14 protein-coding genes and 2 tRNA genes are annotated in these 20,869 nt (G+C 31.5%); 8 read left to right on the plus strand and 8 right to left on the minus strand.

The window, feature by feature from the left end; all coding sequences use genetic code 11:
* Positions 1–486: 486 nt before the first annotated feature.
* The 5 genes from FNB79_RS00375 (at position 487) to FNB79_RS00390 (ending at position 4,829) form a co-directional block, all read left to right on the plus strand.
* Positions 487–774, plus strand: a complete 288-nt coding sequence (locus FNB79_RS00375; RefSeq protein ID WP_143379417.1) for a hypothetical protein — start codon at positions 487–489, stop codon at positions 772–774.
* Between the two features lie 196 nt (positions 775–970).
* Positions 971–1,135 (plus strand): hypothetical protein, encoded by a 165-nt coding sequence (locus FNB79_RS17110; RefSeq protein ID WP_185967812.1) that lies wholly within the window; start codon positions 971–973, stop codon positions 1,133–1,135.
* 120 nt (positions 1,136–1,255) lie between these two features.
* Positions 1,256–2,032: a carboxypeptidase-like regulatory domain-containing protein gene (locus FNB79_RS00380; protein WP_185967813.1), complete on the plus strand. Its 777-nt coding sequence runs from the start codon at positions 1,256–1,258 to the stop codon at positions 2,030–2,032.
* Positions 2,033–2,197: 165 nt separating this feature from the next.
* Complete coding sequence (locus FNB79_RS00385; protein WP_143379419.1) at positions 2,198–3,187, plus strand: class I SAM-dependent methyltransferase; 990 nt, start codon at positions 2,198–2,200, stop codon at positions 3,185–3,187.
* 1,111 nt (positions 3,188–4,298) lie between these two features.
* Complete coding sequence (locus FNB79_RS00390) at positions 4,299–4,829, plus strand: DinB family protein (RefSeq protein ID WP_246073305.1); 531 nt, start codon at positions 4,299–4,301, stop codon at positions 4,827–4,829.
* Between the two features lie 1,269 nt (positions 4,830–6,098).
* Here FNB79_RS00390 and FNB79_RS00395 read toward each other — a convergent pair.
* Positions 6,099–6,183 (minus strand) — tRNA-Ser (locus tag FNB79_RS00395).
* 335 nt (positions 6,184–6,518) lie between these two features.
* On the opposite strand from FNB79_RS00395, the gene FNB79_RS00400 reads away from it, so the two are divergent.
* The gene (locus FNB79_RS00400) at positions 6,519–7,712 is read left to right on the plus strand and encodes a DegT/DnrJ/EryC1/StrS family aminotransferase (RefSeq protein WP_143379421.1); all 1,194 of its coding nucleotides are present in this window, start codon (positions 6,519–6,521) and stop codon (positions 7,710–7,712) included.
* A 244-nt stretch (positions 7,713–7,956) separates the two neighbouring features.
* Here FNB79_RS00400 and FNB79_RS00405 read toward each other — a convergent pair.
* Positions 7,957–8,030: transfer RNA gene (locus tag FNB79_RS00405), tRNA-Thr, on the minus strand.
* A gap of 61 nt (positions 8,031–8,091) precedes the next feature.
* Positions 8,092–8,361 carry a hypothetical protein gene (locus FNB79_RS00410; RefSeq protein ID WP_143379422.1) on the minus strand — a complete coding sequence of 90 codons (270 nt, stop codon included), beginning with the start codon at positions 8,359–8,361 and terminating at the stop codon, positions 8,092–8,094.
* A gap of 461 nt (positions 8,362–8,822) precedes the next feature.
* Between FNB79_RS00410 and FNB79_RS00415 the strand changes: the two genes are divergently transcribed.
* Positions 8,823–9,191: a hypothetical protein gene (locus tag FNB79_RS00415; RefSeq protein WP_143379423.1), complete on the plus strand. Its 369-nt coding sequence runs from the start codon at positions 8,823–8,825 to the stop codon at positions 9,189–9,191.
* A 189-nt stretch (positions 9,192–9,380) separates the two neighbouring features.
* On the opposite strand, the gene FNB79_RS00420 is transcribed toward FNB79_RS00415, so the two are convergent.
* Positions 9,381–9,791, minus strand: coding sequence for a 6-pyruvoyl trahydropterin synthase family protein (locus tag FNB79_RS00420; protein ID WP_143379424.1), 411 nt, complete (start codon positions 9,789–9,791; stop codon positions 9,381–9,383).
* A gap of 3 nt (positions 9,792–9,794) precedes the next feature.
* Entirely contained in the window at positions 9,795–10,316 is a 522-nt protein-coding gene (gene idi / locus FNB79_RS00425) for an isopentenyl-diphosphate Delta-isomerase (RefSeq protein WP_143379425.1), read from the minus strand.
* Positions 10,317–10,442: 126 nt separating this feature from the next.
* Between idi and FNB79_RS00430 the strand changes: the two genes are divergently transcribed.
* On the plus strand, positions 10,443–12,032 hold the full coding sequence (locus FNB79_RS00430; protein WP_143379426.1) for a peptide chain release factor 3: 1,590 nt from the start codon (positions 10,443–10,445) through the stop codon (positions 12,030–12,032).
* Positions 12,033–12,202: 170 nt separating this feature from the next.
* Here FNB79_RS00430 and FNB79_RS00435 read toward each other — a convergent pair whose 3' ends face one another.
* From FNB79_RS00435 to rpoB, 3 genes are all read right to left on the minus strand, one after another.
* Positions 12,203–12,520 (minus strand): DUF3467 domain-containing protein, encoded by a 318-nt coding sequence (locus FNB79_RS00435; protein ID WP_143379427.1) that lies wholly within the window; start codon positions 12,518–12,520, stop codon positions 12,203–12,205.
* A gap of 118 nt (positions 12,521–12,638) precedes the next feature.
* Positions 12,639–16,943: a DNA-directed RNA polymerase subunit beta' gene (gene rpoC, locus FNB79_RS00440; protein ID WP_143379428.1), complete on the minus strand. Its 4,305-nt coding sequence runs from the start codon at positions 16,941–16,943 to the stop codon at positions 12,639–12,641.
* 71 nt (positions 16,944–17,014) lie between these two features.
* Positions 17,015–20,827, minus strand: coding sequence for a DNA-directed RNA polymerase subunit beta (rpoB, locus tag FNB79_RS00445; protein ID WP_143379429.1), 3,813 nt, complete (start codon positions 20,825–20,827; stop codon positions 17,015–17,017).
* Positions 20,828–20,869 lie beyond the last annotated feature (42 nt).

A 20,869-nucleotide genomic window follows, 5' to 3' on the forward strand; every position in this document is an offset into this window, starting at 1 on the left:
TAACTTAAAACATAACAAAGGGTTAAAAACATACTACCTACTCATTATGACATCTTAAACGAAATATAAACATTCGTACAAACAGATTATAATGCAAGTTTCTGCTATAATATTTCTCAAATAAAAACTATAATACAGAAAATATATTGATTAATTTAAATATTAGACCACACAACAAAATCATACATATATAAGAAACTTAATAGCAATAAAAGGAATTTAAACTTTAATATAATTTCTATTCTTAAGTCACATTGCAACGGATCACATGGATATTGAGGTGTTTTATAGATTTACAAACAAAACATGAATTATCCTTGGAGGCATTAGATAGTAAATAGCAAAATAATTTCGCTAAGCCCAAACCCTGACTATAAATTAGAAGATTATATGTTGTCCGCTAGAGATAATAATAGACTATTCTAAATTCATTCAATAACATCTGATGATAATAATCCTTCGTTGCCAGCGATTTTGGTTTATCAAATGAACGATGGTGAATTAAAACTTTTAGGAACACTTGGATATAAATTTAGTAAATGGGTAGATTATGGTTCTTATCTTGGAAATAGTTTTACTCATACCAAAACAACACCTTTTAATAGTGATTCAGAATATTTGAAAAGAGTGACAACTTATGTTATTCTAAAAAAACAAGGTTATTTTAATCGTATAAAAGTCGATTATGGAAATCCAGAAGTAGCGTATCGTGAAAGTTTATACAATCCGAAACGTATTTTAAAAGTTGAAGATTTTATAGCGATTATGTTTTAATAAAAAATTATATATATAATGACTAAAGGATTGACTATACTATTTGCTCTTATACTATTTGTAAGCTGTTCGAAAAGTAAAAAAGAACTTTATGAAATAACAGACTCATTCGTTGAATCTTTATATACTGAATTTCAAAGCTACGGTATGCAAGGAGAAAAGTACTCAAAGAAAACAACTCGCAAAATATAGAGTCATGCCATTTGGTAGACTCATTAATGTTAAAATAATGGAAGTTGTAGAAGATGAAACTTATAAAGACCTTCGTGACGATTTAACAGACCATTATGAAGACGATAATCGAGTTAATAAAGTTTATATCAATCAAGGCGGAACAATAATGATTGACTGTAAAAATTAAAAAAAACAGCTTATAACAATAACTATAAGTAATTACATGTTCTAATCGATGTTTATTTACGAAATTAGGTTCTTACCCCTGCAACAAAGCATTTAGCTGTTGTAAAAAATAAAACTAGCTTTGACAAAACCAACAAAAATACTATTATCAATCGCAGTAACAATTCTATTGTCTTGTAATTCCTCACAAACGAAAGAATTCACAATTAGTGGAAAAGTAACAGACTTTAGTGGTAATCCTATAGATAGTGTTTCTATTCAACTTAAAGATAAAACCTTTAAAGATATATACACCACGTTAACTGACAAAAATGGAAACTATGTATTAAAAGTTAAAGCGGGTAATTATTATTCTTTATATGCAATAAAAAAATCTGATTATAGAATAAGCAAACTTGAGTATTGGATGTGGAATGTTCCTGTCTATAAAAATTTAAAAATTAATCCGCAATATGATCGAATTGAAATATATGGAATTAATGTTTTTGAACCTCAAGTTACCCCTCAAAATTCTTATATGATTTATTTTAGACCTATGAGTCTTTCAAAAACATTAAATATTATTAAAAAACAAAATATTAATTTAGATAAATTTGTAAAAGTAAAACAAGCGGAAATTCTTGTGAAAAGTAAAAATCTTATTGACGTTTCACCATTAACTATATCTGAAAAAGATTTAGAAATTAAAGTAAATAATAAAAACGCACAAATATTAAAAATCCAAAAAATAAAAGAATTTTCAAGAGACGTTTTTATGTATGGATATATTGTACAGATTGAAAAGCCAGAACAAGAAAACAATAAGAATTTAGATTATGATAAGATTTCCATAGTTTTAGAATCACCTGAAACAGGAGAGAAAGGAAAAGGAGAAACCTTTGTTAAATTGGTAAAATAACATTGTACAGCACCATATAAAATTAATTGCTAGTAATATCTACTTGAAAAATCCAATCGGATTTTTCAAGTAGATATTATTTAGTATCTTTAGTCTTCTAAACGTACCACTAATCTTATATAATACCATGAGATATAATTTAGTGTAAATAGATAGTATAGAGACATGAAAAGATTAGTGACGATAGATGATATTACTGACGTACTACATAAATTTAAACAAAGAGGTTTTAGTTTTATTTTATCGAAATTAAACATCATTGGAATAATAAGGACTGAGAAAACATTTAATCAATTAAATTATAAAAGTGCAGACTGGTGGATTATTCCAAAAGTTAAAGAACGTTGGAATATATTAATTAGTGGAAATAAGAATACCGACTATAAAGACTATTTGATTAATAATTATTTACAAAACAAAAAAAATCTTAAATTAATATCCTTAGGAAGTGGCTCAAGTCATCATGAGATAGAATTAGCTAAACATTCAAATTTTGATGAAATAATTTGCATAGACATTGCAGAAAATAGAATATTAGAGGCAAAATCTAAGGCTAATAAGTTAATGCTTAAAAACATAAAATTTGTTTGTGCAGATTTTAACAATTATAATATTCCAAAAGAATATTTTGATATTGTTTTTTTTCATGCATCGTTACATCATTTTGATAATATTGATAATTGTGTAGCTAATACAATTAAAAAAAGTCTAAAACCTGGTGGATTATTGGTTATCAATGAATACGTTGGGGCTACTAGACTGCAATTTTCTAAACAACAAATTATAAAGATTAATGAAGCCCTAAATATAATACCGAAAGAATATAGAACCAGATATAAATCAAATCTATTAAAAAAGAAATTCCATGGTCCTGGAATTATAAGAATGATTTTAGCAGACCCTTCAGAGTGTGTAGATTCTGTAAGCATATTACCAGCCATTCACTCAAATTTTCATACTATTATTGAAAAACCTTATGGTGGAAATATATTGATGAATGTACTTAAAGATATATCTCATCATTTCATAAATTTAGATTCTGATAATAATCAAATTTTAGAAAAACTTTTTTCCTTAGAGGATGAATATTTAAAAAATAATCCTTCTGATTTTATTTTTGGCATTTATCAAAAAATATCGCCAATAAAAAATTAGTGCATTTTACAGATAATTTAAGTTTTGAAGATCAAAACGATAAAAAAACCACAATAGAAACATTAAACTGCCAAATCCACCATATTCGAAATATTGGCAAACATTAAAAAAAACTTAAATTATAGTATTTAACCCATTGAACATTTTAATGACCCGTCCTAGATAAAGGTTACATAATTTTGAACATTATTAAATATGTGGATATTACATGACCTGATCAGGTTTAAGTGTATGATATAGCCTATATCAGAACAGTTAAAGAGTTATACTAGCTGCCTTTATTACAAATATGTATTCTCGTAATATTAATAAGCTAAGACTTGAGTGATAGTCTAGAACTAAAAGGCTGTAGGATGGTTTTTAACAAGTTTATATACCAAGCAAAGAACATTAACAGACAAAGGGATACAGTATTGTAGTAATTTATATACACAAATACTTAAAAGAAATAAAATAAATATTAGTATGACAGAAGAAAATCATTGCTACCAAATTTGGAGACATTCTGTTTGATGTTTAGATTGACCTTCCCAAAACTATAAATCTACCTGTTTTGCATATTTACAAATAAGTTTAAAATCACTCTTATAATATTTATTTTAAACCACTTAATATAAATAAAACTTTTAACAGCCAATGGATTTTCTACTAAACTTCTACCTCTGAATCTAGTAAATAATAAGTCAATTGATAATGATAATAACCGGTGGCTTACCTTATACAATGACTATTTATTACGGCATGTTTAGCAAAGTTTTCAAAGCCTGAAATCGTGTTCTTAAACGGGTAATAATTGCCTTCAGAATAAGTAACATTAAAAACCAAATAGCTAAAATCAATTCATTCATCTTTTATTTTTTTACAAATTAGGCGCTCATGATGTACTTTTCAGTTCAAAATATTTAATACCTTTATTCATAAGAAAATGATTTTTGAAAGGACGACTAAGCGAGTTTCCACAACTTAGAATAGAGGTTTAAAAGCCTTATAGAACTGTACGAAATCTGTGTAGAAAAAGAAAGGAATTTTCAATATTGAGGAGGTCAAGAGTCTCTGCACATATAACAACCTTAATCCTCTCTTCTGTTCTTAATTTAGTCATTTTATTAAAATGCTAACTCAAAATAGACAAGACATTAGTTGTAATGCCAAACTACATTCAAAAAAATATAAAATGACCCAATCTGAACTTATAATTTTAAATTTCAAAGAAATACGAAAAAGAAGTATAAAACTTTGGAATGGATTACCTGATAAATATTATAATTGGAAACCTGACGAAAATGCAATGAGTGCGTCAGAAATAATAAGACACGTTTTAGAGGCTGATTATGGTTGGAATATTATTATTAATCAAGGAGATATGATAAATTATAAAACACCTTGGCAAAACCGGCCATTTAAAAACCTAAAAGATGAACTTGAATTTGCTAAACCTTTTAGAAAAACATTTTTAGAAAGTATTCAACAATTTTCAGAAAATGAATTGAACAAAACAGAAATCGTTCACCCCGGAAATGGTAAAAAGAAAATACTTGTAAAATATTTGTTACGCATTGGATATCACGAATCTGTTCATGCAGGACAATTCCTGTCGTATTTAAGAGCAATGAATATTGACAGACCAAATGTATGGGATTAGAAAGTATAATCGCAAAAAACTTAATGAATAACAGAGTAAAATTAGAAGACAAAGACGAAACCTAACAAAGTGATTAAGCTACACCTAACGTACAAATTAAAACTTTTCAAATAAAAATTACTAGATTAAACAGAGTCTAGGTAAGCAATATATACTAAATAAGAATTAAAAAAGACTTTTTATACTTAGCACTAATAACTATAACCTATAAAGGGTATACTTAAAAATGAGGCCTATCTAAAACAAACTTTAGATAAGTTGACGCATGAAAAAAACCACAAAAATGCAATCAATCCGTACCAAAAAAAATTACATCTACCTTTAAATCATAACTTGTAACAATCTTTTAGGACTAGATTTATAAGTAAACCTATGAAAAGCGTATTTAAACTCGAATTTCTGATATCATAAAAAAGTCACTATTATTTTTGTTTAAGGTTTTTATAAATCCCTAGTATGTCCATAAGTAACAAAAAGAATACAAATTTATAATAGTCCCTAATAAATTTTCCTTCTGCTAAGATGAATTATAAAATATTTAAAGTAGGTAAAAGTGGATATTAATATTGGTTACATTCAGAGCCAAGTTAGTTATGAATACAAAAACAGAAAGGAAATACTTTGGTCATGTCTATATTTTGGTACTCTCAATAAAATTATTTTGCTACCAACTTTTTGTATCAATGCTTTAATGTAAATCGACAAAATCAGATTATGGTTAACGATATCATCTATATCCAAACCAGACAAGGCTGCTTTATACGACAGTAACAATTTACCAGTTTAACAGAAAAGTTATAGATTAATCGTTAAACTACACCCCCATTGCTAAATTTAGCATTATAAGAAGCATAAAACTTACTCTTTAATATTCCATTATAATAGAGGTATACAACAAATATGCTATCGAATAATCAACCTCTATAACTAAAGGCTATAATGAGTAGTTTAGCACTTCAATTTATTTGTTTCTGTGCTTAGCTTATATAGCTATTTAACTTTTGATGATTAAAAAAGGATTTTGCACGGCATATTTCTACAATCACTTTTACGGCTCCCAGATTATCAACTGCTTATCTTTTAGAGTATAGAAACTTAGTGCACAAAAAAAGAAGGCATTATATTTTGAGTAATATACTATAAGAGAATTTGAATAAGATATCTAAAACCTTAAACTAGCCGCATAGTCATTCAACTATTTGTCCAGTTTATATTTAATCGAGATTAAAAACAAAGCCCCGTAAACACTAGTGTTTCGGGGCTTATTAGCGGAGAAAGAGGGATTCGAACCCCCGGAGGTGTGACCCTCAACAGTTTTCAAGACTGCCGCATTCGACCACTCTGCCATTTCTCCTGAGTGCCTCATCAGGTATTCCCTGAATGCGGGTGCAAATATAAGAACCTTTTTCGATTTTCCAATACAAAAATTAAAAAAATTTAAATTAATGACAAAAAACGGAGTTAACAATATAATATACAACACATTGCAATACATAATATTTTTACCATGTAATTAAAAGTAAACCTCCTCCATCTAAACTCGCATCATTATTCATCTTAATCACAACTCTACTATTGTATTTTTTATAGTGAATGATTAGTCTCTAATAAGATCTTAAATCTTCGTTTTATCACCTTTTTTATTCTTATGTTTAATTGTAAATTTGATTCAACTTTTAAAAAAACCTCATGCCTGGATTTGAATTATTTGGCCCTTCAGAACATAAAGAAGTAAACGATGTATTAAATAGCGGAATATTAATGCGCTATGGCTTTGATGCCATGAGAAATGGACATTGGAAAGCTAAAGACCTTGAACAAGAATTACAAACTAGAATGCAAGTAAAACACGCACAACTAGTATCCAGTGGTACCGCTGCTGTATCTGTTGCTTTAGCGATTGCAGGTGTTGGTGCTGGTGATGAAGTTATTCTCCCCACTTTTACCTTTGTGGCTAGTTTTGAAGCTGTTTTAATGCTAGGCGCTATTCCTATTCTTGTTGATATTGATGACACCTTGACTTTAGATATTGAAGCTGTTAAAAATGCCATTACAACTAAAACAAAAGCTATTATGCCTGTACACATGTGTGGAGGTATGGCGCGATTAAAACAACTTAAAGAAATTTGCAATACCCATAACCTAAAATTAATAGAAGACGCATGTCAAGCAATTGGTGGAAGTTATGAGGGAAAAGCTTTAGGAAGCTATGGCGATGTAGGTTGTTTTTCATTTGACTTTGTAAAAACAATTACGGCTGCTGAAGGTGGGGCTATTATTACAAATAACGACGACTATGCTACTTGGGCAGATCATTTTAGCGACCATGGTCATGATCATGTTGGTACAGATCGTGGAGCAGAAAATCATCCCTTTTTAGGCTATAACTTTAGAATATCTGAACTTCACGCTGCTGTAGGTTTAGCTCAAGTAAGACGCTTAAACGACTTTATAGCTATACAGAAAAAACATTATACCATCTTAAAAGAGGCTTTAAGTACAATACCTGAACTTGTTTTTAGAACAATTCCTGAAGAAGGTGTAGAAAACTATTCGTTTTTAAATTTCTTTTTAACTGATTTAGAAACGACAACTTCTGCTATGTCTGCTTTAAAAGAAGCTGGAATTGATGGCTGTTTTCATTATTATAATAACAACTGGCATTATGTTAGAAAATGGGATCATTTAATGGATGCTAAAAGTCTATTTCCTATTCCTACCGCAACAAAAGAAGCATTAAGCAACATAGATGTTAATAACTTTAAAAAATCCGATCATTATATTGCAAGAAACATCTCTTGTTTAATAAAATTATCTTGGACAGAAGAAGACGTAAAACTTAGAGCTTCTAAAATGGTTGATGCCATTAAAAGCGTACTATAAAATAATAATCTTATTGCTATAAAAAAACCATTCTAGTTTAACTGGGATGGTTTTTTATTTTAATGTATACACTCCTATTATTATTAAAGACATAATGAAGAATAAATTAAAAAATGAGGTATGATTAAACTGCGGGTGAAGCAACGAGAGAGGCAAATATTTATGCTTAAAATTATAAGTATAAATAATTTAGAACTAATAGAGCAAAAAAAAAGTTCAATGCGTAAACATTGAACTTTTAAAGAGCCGATGGAGGGACTCGAACCCACGACCTGCTGATTACAAATCAGCTGCTCTAGCCAGCTGAGCTACATCGGCTTGAAAATCGAGTGCAAATATAAGGGTATTTATTATATCTGCAAATTTTTTTCAAAAAAAATTAACTTAAATTATTAATTTTTTCAATTAACGCTCGTCCTTTAGTTTCTAACTCTTGGTTAATTGCCTTAAAGTGAGCTTTTTTATCCTCTACTTTTTTATCATTTACTTTTGCAATTAATTCATCAAAAACAACGATTGCTTCATCTATAATTGCTTCACTCTCTTTTGTGTCCTTGTCTGTATTAGTATATTGCCATACATAAACAGCTTCAATAATATCTCCTAAAACGAAATTAATATCCTTTTTAAGATCTCTAACATTTGCCATAATTTAAAATTCAATTTATTTAAATGCAAAATTACATTAATCCTAATTATAAAGTATCATAAAAGCATTTAATTATTGTTGAATTAAAATTTTATGCTTACATTTATAACATGAATTTAATCAAGACACAATATAACTCGGCATCTAATTGTATTTCACAACAGTGGAATTCAATTGTCATTTTTATGCTTAAATGTAAGCCTACTGTGCATCTTGAACTGAGTTAACTATTATATAATATAACGATAATCAATAAAGGTGCTTTTTTAAAGGCACCTTTTTTATTTTTAAACCATTACTAATTTAAATTTTAAAATCATGAAAAATCTTAAAAAAATTAAATCAAACAGCCAGAAGCACATTATTTGTTCCAATCGTTCTAATCTTAACGTCATGTTCTGCACGTACCACAACTATAACTTGAGACCCACATTAATATACCCTTAAATACAATATACATTATGAGCACATATATAAACACCAACGTACCCTTTAAAGTAACAGAACACGTAAGTAATGCTAACGGTTTTTTATTACCACACAATTTATATAGCAAAGTTAAAACGGTTGCTACTTACCCTATAAAAGAATTTTATTTACAAGATAACCCTGATCTTGAAGATTTTAAATTTAAAATGCACAAGAATGCATTTTTAAACGATGAATTAACCATACAGGCACAATTAATAAAACAACATAATAATTGTTATTTAGTAAATGTTATTGTTACTAAACCTAAAAGCAATAATCATCACGAAACAATTTGTAGTGCACTATTTGGTTTTTCTTTGCAAAAAGAATACTTAAAAGAAACAAAAACAGCTTGTTAAATAAAATTCCCGAGTGTTAGACCCGGGATTTTTTTTTATATAGATCTAAAATTAGAAAAATAAAGTCGAATGTAAGCGGATCTAAATTACAGCTGTAAATAAAATATAGATAAGGATTTAATATAAATTATATTCAAGATTTAATTTTGAGCATTAAAATCTGTAAGTATATGCAGTATTACATCATATTTACTCACCAGAATAACTCACAAAATTTCTAGGCGTCTCATAAAGTGTAATTTCTAATTCCAGATGTGATGCTATCTTAGGTTTTAATTTATTGTAAATCACTACTGCAATATTTTCTGCAGTAGGATTAAGATTTTTAAATTCTGCCACGTCTAAATTTAGATTTTTATGATCAAAAGCTTCTTCTATTTCATCTTTTATGAGTTGCTTTAAAATTTTTAAATCTATAACAAAACCCGTTTCCTGATCTATTTCTCCAGATACACTTACAATAACATCATAATTATGTCCGTGGTAATTTGCATTGTTACATCTTCCAAAAACGAGTTGATTTTTTTCGTCACTCCAATCTTTTCTATATAACCTATGGGCAGCATTAAAGTACCCCTGTCTACTTACCTTAGCTTTCATATATTACGAGATATTAATATATTCATAGAACTTATCAAAAATAATCTTAAACCACGAGGTATAAAGCTCTGGATTAACTTTAATATCTGCCTTTATAGCATCTAATGTCATCCATTTCCAAGCTGCAACTTCTTCTGGGTTTATTACCGGTGCATCATTATAATGCCCTATTAAAATATGGTCGTATTCATGCTCTGTCAAACCATTTTCAAAAGGCGACTTATATACAAAAGACGTAGACTCTTCTAAAGCTGTTACAAACCCCATTTCTTCTTGCAAGCGCCTTCTCCCCGCTTCAATATTAGACTCTCCATCGCGCTGGTGGCTGCAACAAGTGTTGGTCCATAGCCCTGGTGTATGGTATTTATCTAGTGCACGCTGTTGCAACATCAATTCATTATTATCATTAAAAACAAATACAGAAAAGGCACGATGTAACACCCCTTTTTCATGTGCTTCTAATTTAGGCATTAAGCCTATTTGTTCATCTTTTTCGTTAACTAATATTACGTTTTCTTCTATCATAATGTAAAAGTACCAAGTAAAATTATAAAATACGTTAATGTGAGGATAAATTTAAAAAGCGGTAGTATCATTTATTACATTTCTTACTAATAATAGTATCTTTGCGACCTATTTTCAAGAATTATTATGAGTTTTAAAAGTGAAATAAACAGACGTCGAACTTTTGGGATTATATCTCACCCCGATGCCGGAAAAACAACATTAACAGAAAAATTACTTTTATTTGGAGGTGCTATTCAAGAAGCTGGAGCCGTAAAAAGTAATAAAATTAAAAAAGGAGCAACGAGTGACTTTATGGAAATTGAACGCCAGCGTGGAATTTCTGTAGCTACATCTGTTTTAGCATTTGAATATAATGGCATAAAAATTAATATTCTTGATACACCTGGACATAAAGATTTTGCTGAAGACACCTTTAGAACACTAACTGCTGTTGATAGCGTAATTGTAGTTATTGATGTTGCAAAAGGAGTTGAGGAACAAACTGAAAAATTAGTTGAAGTATGTAGAATGCGTAACATCCCGATGATTGTTTTTATTAACAAAATGGATCGTGAGGGTAAAGATGCATTTGATTTATTAGATGAAGTTGAGCAAAAATTAGGTTTAAAAGTAGTTCCCTTAAGTTTTCCTATAGGAATGGGGTACGATTTTAAAGGTATTTATAACATTTGGGAAAAAAATGTAAATCTATTTAGTGGGGATAGCAGAAAAGATATTGAAGAAACCATTGAAATCTCTGATTTATCTTCTCCAGAATTAGATAAAATTGTTGGAGAAAAAGCAGCAAATACGCTTAGGGAAGAGATTGAATTGGTAGATGGTATTTATCCAGAATTTAATAAAGAAGATTACTTAAATGGTCAGGTACAACCTGTATTTTTTGGTTCGGCTTTAAACAACTTCGGAGTTCGAGAATTATTAGACTGCTTTGTAGAGATTGCACCTAAACCAAGACCAAAGCACAGTGAAGAACGTTTAGTGCAACCAGACGAAGATAAATTTACTGGGTTTGTATTTAAAATTCATGCCAATATGGATCCCAACCATAGAAACCGTTTGGCTTTCGTTAAAATCGTTTCTGGAGAATTTAAACGTAATTCACCATACTTACATGTACGGAATAATAAGAAATTAAAATTCTCTAGTCCAAATGCTTTTTTTGCCGAAAAGAAAGAGATTGTAGATATTTCTTATCCAGGAGATATTGTAGGTTTGCAAGATACTGGAACCTTTAAAATTGGAGATACGCTTACTGAAGGGGAAATTATTAATTATAAAGGGGTTCCAAGTTTTTCTCCAGAACATTTTAGATATATTAATAATGCAGATCCATTAAAATCGAAACAACTAAATAAAGGTATAGACCAATTAATGGATGAAGGTGTTGCACAATTATTTACCCTAGAACTTAACGGAAGAAAGGTTATAGGTACAGTTGGAGCGCTGCAATACGAAGTTATACAGTACCGTTTAGAGCACGAATATGGTGCTAAATGTACCTACGAAAATTTAAATGTGTTTAAAGCGTGTTGGGTAGAGCCAAAAGATAAAAAGAGTGAAGAGTTTAAAGAATTTTTGCGTGTTAAGCAACGCTTCTTGGCTAAAGACAAAAGAAATCAATTGGTTTTTCTAGCAGACTCACAATTTTCATTACAAATGACAGAGCAAAAATATCCGAATATTAAATTCCATTTAACTTCAGAATTTAATTAGAACTAAAACATTTTCATATAAAAAATCCCATTATAAACATAATGGGATTTTTTATTTTTAAGACAAATCTATATTTATCTAGTTAAATCTTAACTTATAAGAATTTGAGCTAACTACAAAAAACCATTTCAAGCAAGATTAACAATCTTATCTATCCACTTTTTCAACTATTAAGCTTCTCCTGTTGGCCCAAAATTTAATGGAATTGGAGGTTGCTCGTAATCTTTAATCTCACCATGGGTATTCTCAAACCTATTAACATTATCTGCTAATGCTTTTAAAAGGCGTTTAGCGTGTTGTGGTGTTAAAATTATTCTAGACTTTACCTTACTCTTAGGTGTACCTGGCATAATGCTTACAAAGTCTACTACAAACTCAGAAACAGAATGATTGATAATTGCTAAGTTTGAATACGTTCCTTCTGCAATTTTTTCGTCTAATTCAATATTAATTTGTCCTTGTTTTAAAGGGTCTTTTTCGTCTGCCATATCTGTTGTTTTTATATTAAAAAATCCTGCTCAATATGCATTGGCAGGATTTATAATTTTTAATACACCCAACCTGCGCTGGGATAAAAATAATCCCGTTTTACACGGGATTATTTTATTAGTTAAAATTTACTTCTTGTTTTTTAGCTTGCATCATTTCGTCAAACTCTTCTTTAGATCCCACGATAATATGATCGTATTTACGCATACCAGTACCTGCTGGTATTTTGTGTCCTACAATAACATTTTCTTTAAGACCTTCAAGATAATCTACTTTACCTGCTACAGCTGCTTCGTTAAGAACCTTAGTTGTTTCTTGGAACGATGCTGCAGAAATAAATGATTTGGTTTGAAGTGATGCTCTTGTTATACCTTGTAAGATAGGCGTAGCCGTTGCTGGCTGTGCGTCTCTAGCAGTTACAAGTGCTTTATCTTCGCGACGTAATAATGAATTCTCATCTCTTAGTGTAAAAGGTGTTATTAATTGACCCTCTTTAAGATTAGTAGAATCTCCAGCGTTTTCAACAACTTTTAATCCGAAAATTTTATCATTTTCTTCGATAAAGTCTGCTTTATGAACCAATTGATCTTCTAAGAAAATAGTATCTCCAGAATCTTTAATTTGAACTTTACGCATCATTTGTCTAACAACAACCTCGAAGTGCTTATCATTAATTTTCACCCCTTGTAAACGGTATACTTCTTGAACTTCATTCACTAAGTATTGTTGTACAGCTGAAGGGCCTTTAATGTTTAAGATATCGTTAGGTGTGATAGAACCATCAGAAAGTGGCATACCTGCTTTTACATAATCATTTTCTTGTACTAAGATCTGATTAGATAATTTAACTAGATATTTCTTAACATCTCCTAATTTAGATTCTACAATAATCTCACGATTACCACGCTTAATTTTACCAAAAGTAACCACACCATCAATAGCACTTACTACAGCTGGGTTAGAAGGGTTACGTGCTTCAAACAATTCTGTAACACGTGGTAAACCTCCTGTAATATCCCCTGCTTTAGCAGATTTACGAGGAATTTTTACTAAAATTTTACCAACACCAATCTTTTCACCATCGTCTATCATTAAGTGTGCTCCAACTGGTAAGTTGTAAGAACGGATAGGGTTACCTTTTGCATCATCTACATGAAGGGTTGGTATTAATTTTTTATTTCTTGATTCTGAAATTACTTTTTCTTGGAATCCTGTTTGCTCATCGATTTCTACTTGATAAGTAATACCTTGCTCAATATTTTCATAACGTACTTTACCTGCAAATTCAGAGATAATTACACCGTTATATGGATCCCATTGACAAACTACATCTCCTTTTTTAAGATCTACACCATTATCAATAAAGATAGTAGAACCATAAGGGATATTGTTTGTACTTAAAGTAATTCCTGTTTTCTTATCTATAAGTTTTAATTCTGAAGTACGAGAGATAACAATATCTACAGTATTACCTTCTGCATCAACACCTTTAACCGTTTTAAGATCTTCGATTTCTGCAACTCCATCAAACTTAACAATAAGTTTATTGTCTTCTGAAATGTTACCTGCAATACCTCCAACGTGGAACGTACGTAATGTTAACTGAGTTCCTGGTTCTCCAATAGATTGCGCAGCAACTACACCAACAGCTTCTCCTAATTGTACCATTTTGTTGGTAGATAGGTTACGACCATAACATTTAGCACAAATACCTTTCTTAGCCTCACAGCTTAAAGGTGAACGTACTTCAACAGCATCTAAAGGCGATTGATTGATTTTATCTGCGATATCATCATCTATTAATTGACCTTCAGAAACTAATAATTCTTCTGTTAATGGGTTGTAAACATCATGTAAAGATACACGTCCAATTACGCGTTCTCCTAAAGACTCAACAACTTCATCATTTTTCTTTAATGCTGTAACTTCTACACCTCTTAAAGTACCACAGTCTTCACTGTTAATGATTACATCTTGAGATACATCTACAAGACGACGTGTTAAGTACCCTGCATCGGCAGTTTTAAGAGCGGTATCTGCAAGACCTTTACGAGCACCGTGCGTAGAGATAAAGTATTCTAAAATTGAAAGTCCTTCTTTAAAGTTAGAAAGAATTGGGTTTTCAATGATTTCTCCACCTCCTGCGTTAGATTTTTTAGGTTTTGCCATTAATCCACGCATACCTGTAAGCTGACGAATCTGTTCTTTAGATCCACGCGCTCCAGAATCAAGCATCATAAATACCGAGTTAAATCCTTGTTGATCTTCACGGATACGTTTCATTGACAATTCAGTCAATTCAGCATTTGTAGAGGTCCAGATATCAATAACCTGGTTATAACGTTCGTTGTTTGTTATAAGTCCCATGTTATAGTTACCCATAATACCATCTACAAGACCATTGGCCTTATCTATCATACCTTGCTTTTCTGGTGGGATAATAATATCACCTAAACTAAATGATAGTCCACCTTGGAAAGCAAATTTATAACCTAAAGTTTTAATGGCATCTAAGAATTCTGCTGTTTCTGGAACAGAAGTTACTCTTAAGATATTACCAATAATATCTCTTAAAGATTTTTTAGTTAAAACTTGGTTTATATATCCAGCTGCATGCGGTACTTTTTCATTAAATAGTACACGTCCTACAGTAGTTTCAATAATTTGTAATACCAATTCTCCTTCTTCATTAAAGTCGTATGTTCTAACTTTAATTCCAGCATTTAAGTCTACACGTTTCTCGTTAAAAGCAATCTCTACTTCCTCTGGAGAATAGAATGTTAAACCTTCACCTTTAATTGGCACTTCTGGAGTAGATTTACGTAGCTTAGTCATATAATATAGACCAAGTACCATATCTTGAGAAGGCACCGTTACAGGAGAACCATTCGCTGGATTCAAGATATTATGAGACGCTAACATTAACATTTGCGCTTCAAGAATAGCTTCAGGACCTAATGGTAAGTGAACTGCCATTTGATCTCCATCGAAATCGGCGTTAAATGCGGTACACACTAATGGGTGTAATTGGATTGCCTTACCCTCAATTAATTTTGGTTGGAAGGCTTGTATACCCAAACGGTGTAACGTAGGAGCACGGTTTAGTAATATTGGATGTCCTTTAAGAACATTCTCCAAGATATCCCAAACCACAGGCTCTTTTTTATCTATAATTTTCTTTGCAGATTTTACAGTTTTTACAATACCTCTTTCAATTAATTTTCTAATTACAAAAGGTTTGTAAAGCTCGGCTGCCATGTTTTTTGGTAACCCACATTCAAACAATTTCATTTCTGGTCCAACAACAATTACTGAACGTGCAGAATAATCAACACGTTTTCCTAATAAGTTTTGACGGAAACGACCTTGCTTACCTTTTAAAGAATCTGATAATGATTTTAAAGGTCTGTTAGAATCTGTTTTTACTGCAGAAGCTTTACGTGTGTTATCAAATAACGAATCTACAGACTCTTGTAGCATACGTTTTTCATTACGTAAGATAACTTCTGGTGCTTTTATCTCAACTAATCTTTTAAGACGGTTGTTACGGATAATTACACGACGGTATAAATCATTTAAATCTGAAGTCGCAAAACGACCTCCATCTAATGGTACTAACGGACGTAATTCTGGTGGAATTACAGGAATCACTTTCATGATCATCCATTCTGGACGATTCTCTCTATATTCATTAGACTCACGTAGTGCTTCTACAACTTGTAAACGTTTTAAAGCTTCAGTTTTACGTTGTTTAGACGTTTCTGTATTTGCTTTATGACGTAATTGATATGATAATGCATCAAGATCAATACGCGCTAAAAGTTCGATTAAACACTCAGCACCCATTTTCGCTAAGAATTTATTTGGGTCTGTATCTTCTAAGTATTGATTATCTTGAGGAAGTGTTTCTAAAACATTTAAATACTCTTCTTCAGTTAAGAAATCCATTTTTTGTAATGGTTCTCCTTCTTCGTTTTTAGCATTACCCGGTTGGATTACTACGTAGCGTTCGTAGTAAATAATCATATCTAATTTCTTAGAAGGTAACCCTAATAAATAACCAATTTTATTTGGTAAAGAACGGAAGTACCAGATGTGTGCAACAGGAACAACAAGATTAATGTGTCCTACTCTATCACGACGTACCTTCTTTTCTGTTACTTCAACACCACAACGGTCACATACAATACCTTTGTAGCGAATACGCTTATATTTTCCACAGGCACATTCGTAGTCTTTTACAGGACCAAAAATACGCTCACAGAATAAACCATCTCGTTCTGGTTTATGTGTTCGATAATTGATAGTTTCTGGCTTTAACACTTCACCGTTAGACTCTGCTAAAATAGACTCTGGTGAGGCTAAACCAATTGAGATTTTATTAAACCTCTTTACTGTATTCTTATCTTGTTTTCTTGCCATAATATATGGTGATATCGAATTATTTGTAAACTGTGTTCACCGAATTTACTTGAAACCCGGTGAACAATATATTATTCCTCTAATCTAATGTCTAATCCTAAACCTTTCAATTCGTGCATAAGTACGTTAAAAGATTCTGGTAATCCTGGTTCTGGCATTTGCTCTCCTTTTACGATTGCTTCGTAAGTTTTAGCTCTACCAATAACATCATCAGATTTCACTGTCAATATTTCTCTTAGGGTTGAAGAAGCACCATATGCTTCAAGTGCCCATACTTCCATCTCTCCAAAACGCTGACCTCCAAATTGTGCTTTACCACCTAATGGTTGTTGTGTAATTAAAGAGTAAGGTCCTATAGAACGTGCATGCATTTTGTCGTCAATCATGTGACCTAATTTGATCATATAAATAACTCCAACAGTTGCTTTTTGATCAAAACGATCTCCTGTTCCACCATCGTATAAGTAAGTATGTCCAAATTCAGGAACTCCAGCTTTATTAGTTAAGGCTGTTATTTCATCAATTGTTGCACCATCAAAAATTGGTGTGGCATACTTCTGACCTAATTTTTGTCCTGCCCATCCAAGAACAGTTTCATAAATTTGACCAATGTTCATACGAGATGGTACCCCAAGTGGATTTAATACGATATCTACAGGTGTTCCATCTTCTAAGAAAGGCATATCTTCTTGACGAACGATACGGGCAACAATACCTTTGTTACCGTGACGTCCTGCCATTTTATCCCCTACTTTTAGTTTACGTTTTTTAGCGATGTAAACTTTTGCTAATTTAATAATACCAGCTGGTAACTCATCTCCTACAGAGATTGTAAACTTCTCACGTCTTAAAGACCCTTGTAAGTCGTTTTCTTTAATCTTGTAATTGTGGATTAAGTCTGCAACCAATTTATTAGTATGCTCATCTGTTGTCCAAACACCTGATGTTAGGTGTGTATAGTCTTCAACAGAATTTAACATTTTTAAAGTATATTTCTTACCTTTTGGTAATACTTCTTCACCTAAATCATTAAAGATTCCTTGTGCTGTTTTTCCGCCAACTAAAGCGAAAAGTTTATCGATTAATATTGCTTTAAGATCTTCGAATTTAGTGTAATAAACCGCTTCTAATTGTGCAATATCTTCTTTATCCTTAGCTCTTTTACGTTTATCTTTAACGGCACGAGCAAATAATTTTTTCTCTATAACTACACCATTTAATGATGGTGAAGCTTTTAAAGAAGCATCTTTAACATCTCCAGCTTTATCACCAAAGATAGCACGTAATAATTTCTCTTCAGGAGTTGGATCTGATTCACCTTTTGGTGTGATTTTTCCAATAAGGATATCACCAGGTTTTACTTCAGCACCAACACGAATCATACCATTTTCATCTAAATCTTTAGTTGCCTCTTCAGAAACGTTAGGGATATCATTAGTTAACTCTTCATTACCTAATTTAGTATCACGCACTTCTAAAGAATACTCATCGATATGTATAGATGTAAAGATATCTTCACGTACTACTTTTTCAGAAATAACAATTGCATCCTCAAAGTTATACCCTTTCCAAGGCATAAAGGCTACTTTCATATTTCTACCTAAAGCTAATTCTCCGTTTTCTGTAGCGTAACCTTGACAAAGTACTTGACCTTTTTCAATTTTATCACCTTTACGAACAATTGGTTTAAGGTTAATAGATGTTCCTTGGTTTGTTTTTCTAAACTTAACTAAAGGATATGTTTTAGTATCAGAATCGAAACTTACAGAGGCTTCATCTTCCGTTCTATCGTAACGGATAGTAATTTCATTAGCATCTACATATTCTACTACTCCATTTCCTTCTGCATTTATAAGAACACGAGAATCTTTAGCAACTTGACGTTCTAAACCTGTTCCTACAATTGGAGCATCTACTCGCAATAAAGGTACAGCTTGACGCATCATGTTAGATCCCATTAATGCACGGTTGGCATCATCATGCTCTAAGAACGGAATTAAAGATGCCGATATAGATGAAATCTGGTTTGGAGCAACATCTGTATAATGTAATGCTGTTGGCTCAATAACAGGGAAGTCACCTTCCATTCGGGCAATAACCTTATCATGTACAATTTTAGCATTCTCATCAATTTGCACAGTTGCTTGTGCAATTAATTTTTCTTCTTCTTCTTCTGCACTTAAATATACAGGCGGATTAACGATGTCTACCACACCATCAGAAACAGGTCTATATGGAGTTTCAATGAATCCCATAGAGTTCACTTTTGCATATACAGAAAGTGAAGATATTAAACCAATGTTTGGTCCTTCTGGAGTTTCAATAGGACAAAGACGACCATAGTGTGTATAGTGAACGTCACGTACTTCGAAACCTGCTCTTTCTCTAGATAAACCTCCTGGTCCTAAAGCTGAAAGACGACGCTTATGCGTAATCTCTGCCAATGGATTGGTTTGGTCCATAAATTGAGATAACTGGTTAGTCCCAAAGAACGAATTAATTACAGACGATAAAGTCTTAGCATTAATTAAGTCTATTGGTGTAAACACCTCGTTATCACGCACATTCATACGCTCACGAATAGTACGTGCCATACGTGCTAAACCAACACCAAATTGAGAAGATAATTGTTCACCAACTGTACGAACACGACGGTTAGATAAGTGGTCAATATCATCAATCTCTGCTTTAGAATTGATAAGCTCGATTAAATATTTTATAATAGTAATGATATCTTCTTTAGTAAGCACTTGCTTATCCATTCCGATATCTAATTGTAATTTTTTATTCATTCTGTAACGCCCAACTTCTCCTAAAGAGTAACGTTGGTCTGAGAAGAATAATTTATCAATAATTCCTCTTGCAGTTTCCTCATCTGGCGGTTCTGCGTTACGTAATTGACGGTAGATATGCTCTACAGCTTCTTTTTCAGAGTTTGTTGGATCTTTCTGAAGTGTATTATGAATAATAGCATAATCGCCTTGTTCAGCACTTTCTTTATGTAAAAGAACAGTCTTTACGTTAGCTTCAAGAATTTCTTCAATATTATCTTTATCTAAGATAGTATCACGATCTAAAACAATTTCGTTACGTTCAATAGAAACTACTTCTCCTGTATCTTCATCAACGAAATCTTCATGCCATGTATTTAATACACGAGCTGCTAATTTGCGTCCTTGATATTTTTTAAGTCCAGACTTAGACACTTTAATTTCTTCAGCTAAATCAAATATTTCAAGAATATCTTTATCGCGTTCAAAACCTATAGCTCTAAATAAAGTGGTTACTGGTAACTTTTTCTTACGATCGATATATGCATACATTACACTGTTAATGTCTGTAGCAAATTCAATCCAAGATCCTTTAAATGGAATAACTCTTGCTGAATATAACTTAGTACCATTTGCGTGAAATGATTGACCAAAGAATACTCCAGGAGAACGGTGTAATTGAGAAACTACAACACGCTCAGCACCATTAATACAAAATGTACCACTTGGTGTCATGTAAGGAATTGTACCTAAGTACACATCTTGAACAATGGTTTCGAAATCCTCATGTTCAGGGTCTGTACAGTATAATTTTAACCTTGCTTTAAGCGGAACGCTGTATGTAAGCCCTCTTTCAATACATTCTTCTAAAGAATATCTTGGTGGATCAACAAAGTAATCTAAAAATTCTAGTACGAATTGATTACGAGTGTCTGTTATTGGAAAATTCTCCATGAAGGTGTTATATAAACCTTCATTACCTCTTTCTTCAGATTTGGTCTCTAGTTGGAAAAAATCCTGGAAGGATTTAATCTGAATATCCAAGAAATCTGGATATTCTGTTCTATTAACAATAGACGAGAAATTTAATCTTTCAGCTTGTGTTACTAACATCAATGGACGAAATTTGGATTAAAAATAATAGTATGTGCGTAT

The organism is Formosa sediminum, assembly GCF_007197735.1.
GTDB classification, from domain to species: Bacteria; Bacteroidota; Bacteroidia; order Flavobacteriales; family Flavobacteriaceae; genus Formosa; species Formosa sediminum.

Excerpts from the sequence above, each read along its gene's own strand:
- FNB79_RS00430 (WP_143379426.1), top strand. The coding sequence starts at position 10,443 with ATGAGTTTTAAAAGTGAAATAAACAGACGTCGAACTTTTGGGATTATA.
- FNB79_RS00400 (WP_143379421.1), top strand. The coding sequence starts at position 6,519 with ATGCCTGGATTTGAATTATTTGGCCCTTCAGAACATAAAGAAGTAAAC.
- FNB79_RS00415 (WP_143379423.1), top strand. The coding sequence starts at position 8,823 with ATGAGCACATATATAAACACCAACGTACCCTTTAAAGTAACAGAACAC.
- rpoC (WP_143379428.1), bottom strand. The coding sequence starts at position 16,943 with ATGGCAAGAAAACAAGATAAGAATACAGTAAAGAGGTTTAATAAAATC.
- FNB79_RS00410 (WP_143379422.1), bottom strand. The coding sequence starts at position 8,361 with ATGGCAAATGTTAGAGATCTTAAAAAGGATATTAATTTCGTTTTAGGA.
- FNB79_RS00435 (WP_143379427.1), bottom strand. The coding sequence starts at position 12,520 with ATGGCAGACGAAAAAGACCCTTTAAAACAAGGACAAATTAATATTGAA.
- FNB79_RS17110 (WP_185967812.1), top strand. The coding sequence starts at position 971 with ATGCCATTTGGTAGACTCATTAATGTTAAAATAATGGAAGTTGTAGAA.
- FNB79_RS00390 (WP_246073305.1), top strand. The coding sequence starts at position 4,299 with ATGCTAACTCAAAATAGACAAGACATTAGTTGTAATGCCAAACTACAT.
- rpoB (WP_143379429.1), bottom strand. The coding sequence starts at position 20,827 with ATGTTAGTAACACAAGCTGAAAGATTAAATTTCTCGTCTATTGTTAAT.
- idi (WP_143379425.1), bottom strand. The coding sequence starts at position 10,316 with ATGATAGAAGAAAACGTAATATTAGTTAACGAAAAAGATGAACAAATA.
- FNB79_RS00420 (WP_143379424.1), bottom strand. The coding sequence starts at position 9,791 with ATGAAAGCTAAGGTAAGTAGACAGGGGTACTTTAATGCTGCCCATAGG.
- FNB79_RS00385 (WP_143379419.1), top strand. The coding sequence starts at position 2,198 with ATGAAAAGATTAGTGACGATAGATGATATTACTGACGTACTACATAAA.
- FNB79_RS00375 (WP_143379417.1), top strand. The coding sequence starts at position 487 with ATGAACGATGGTGAATTAAAACTTTTAGGAACACTTGGATATAAATTT.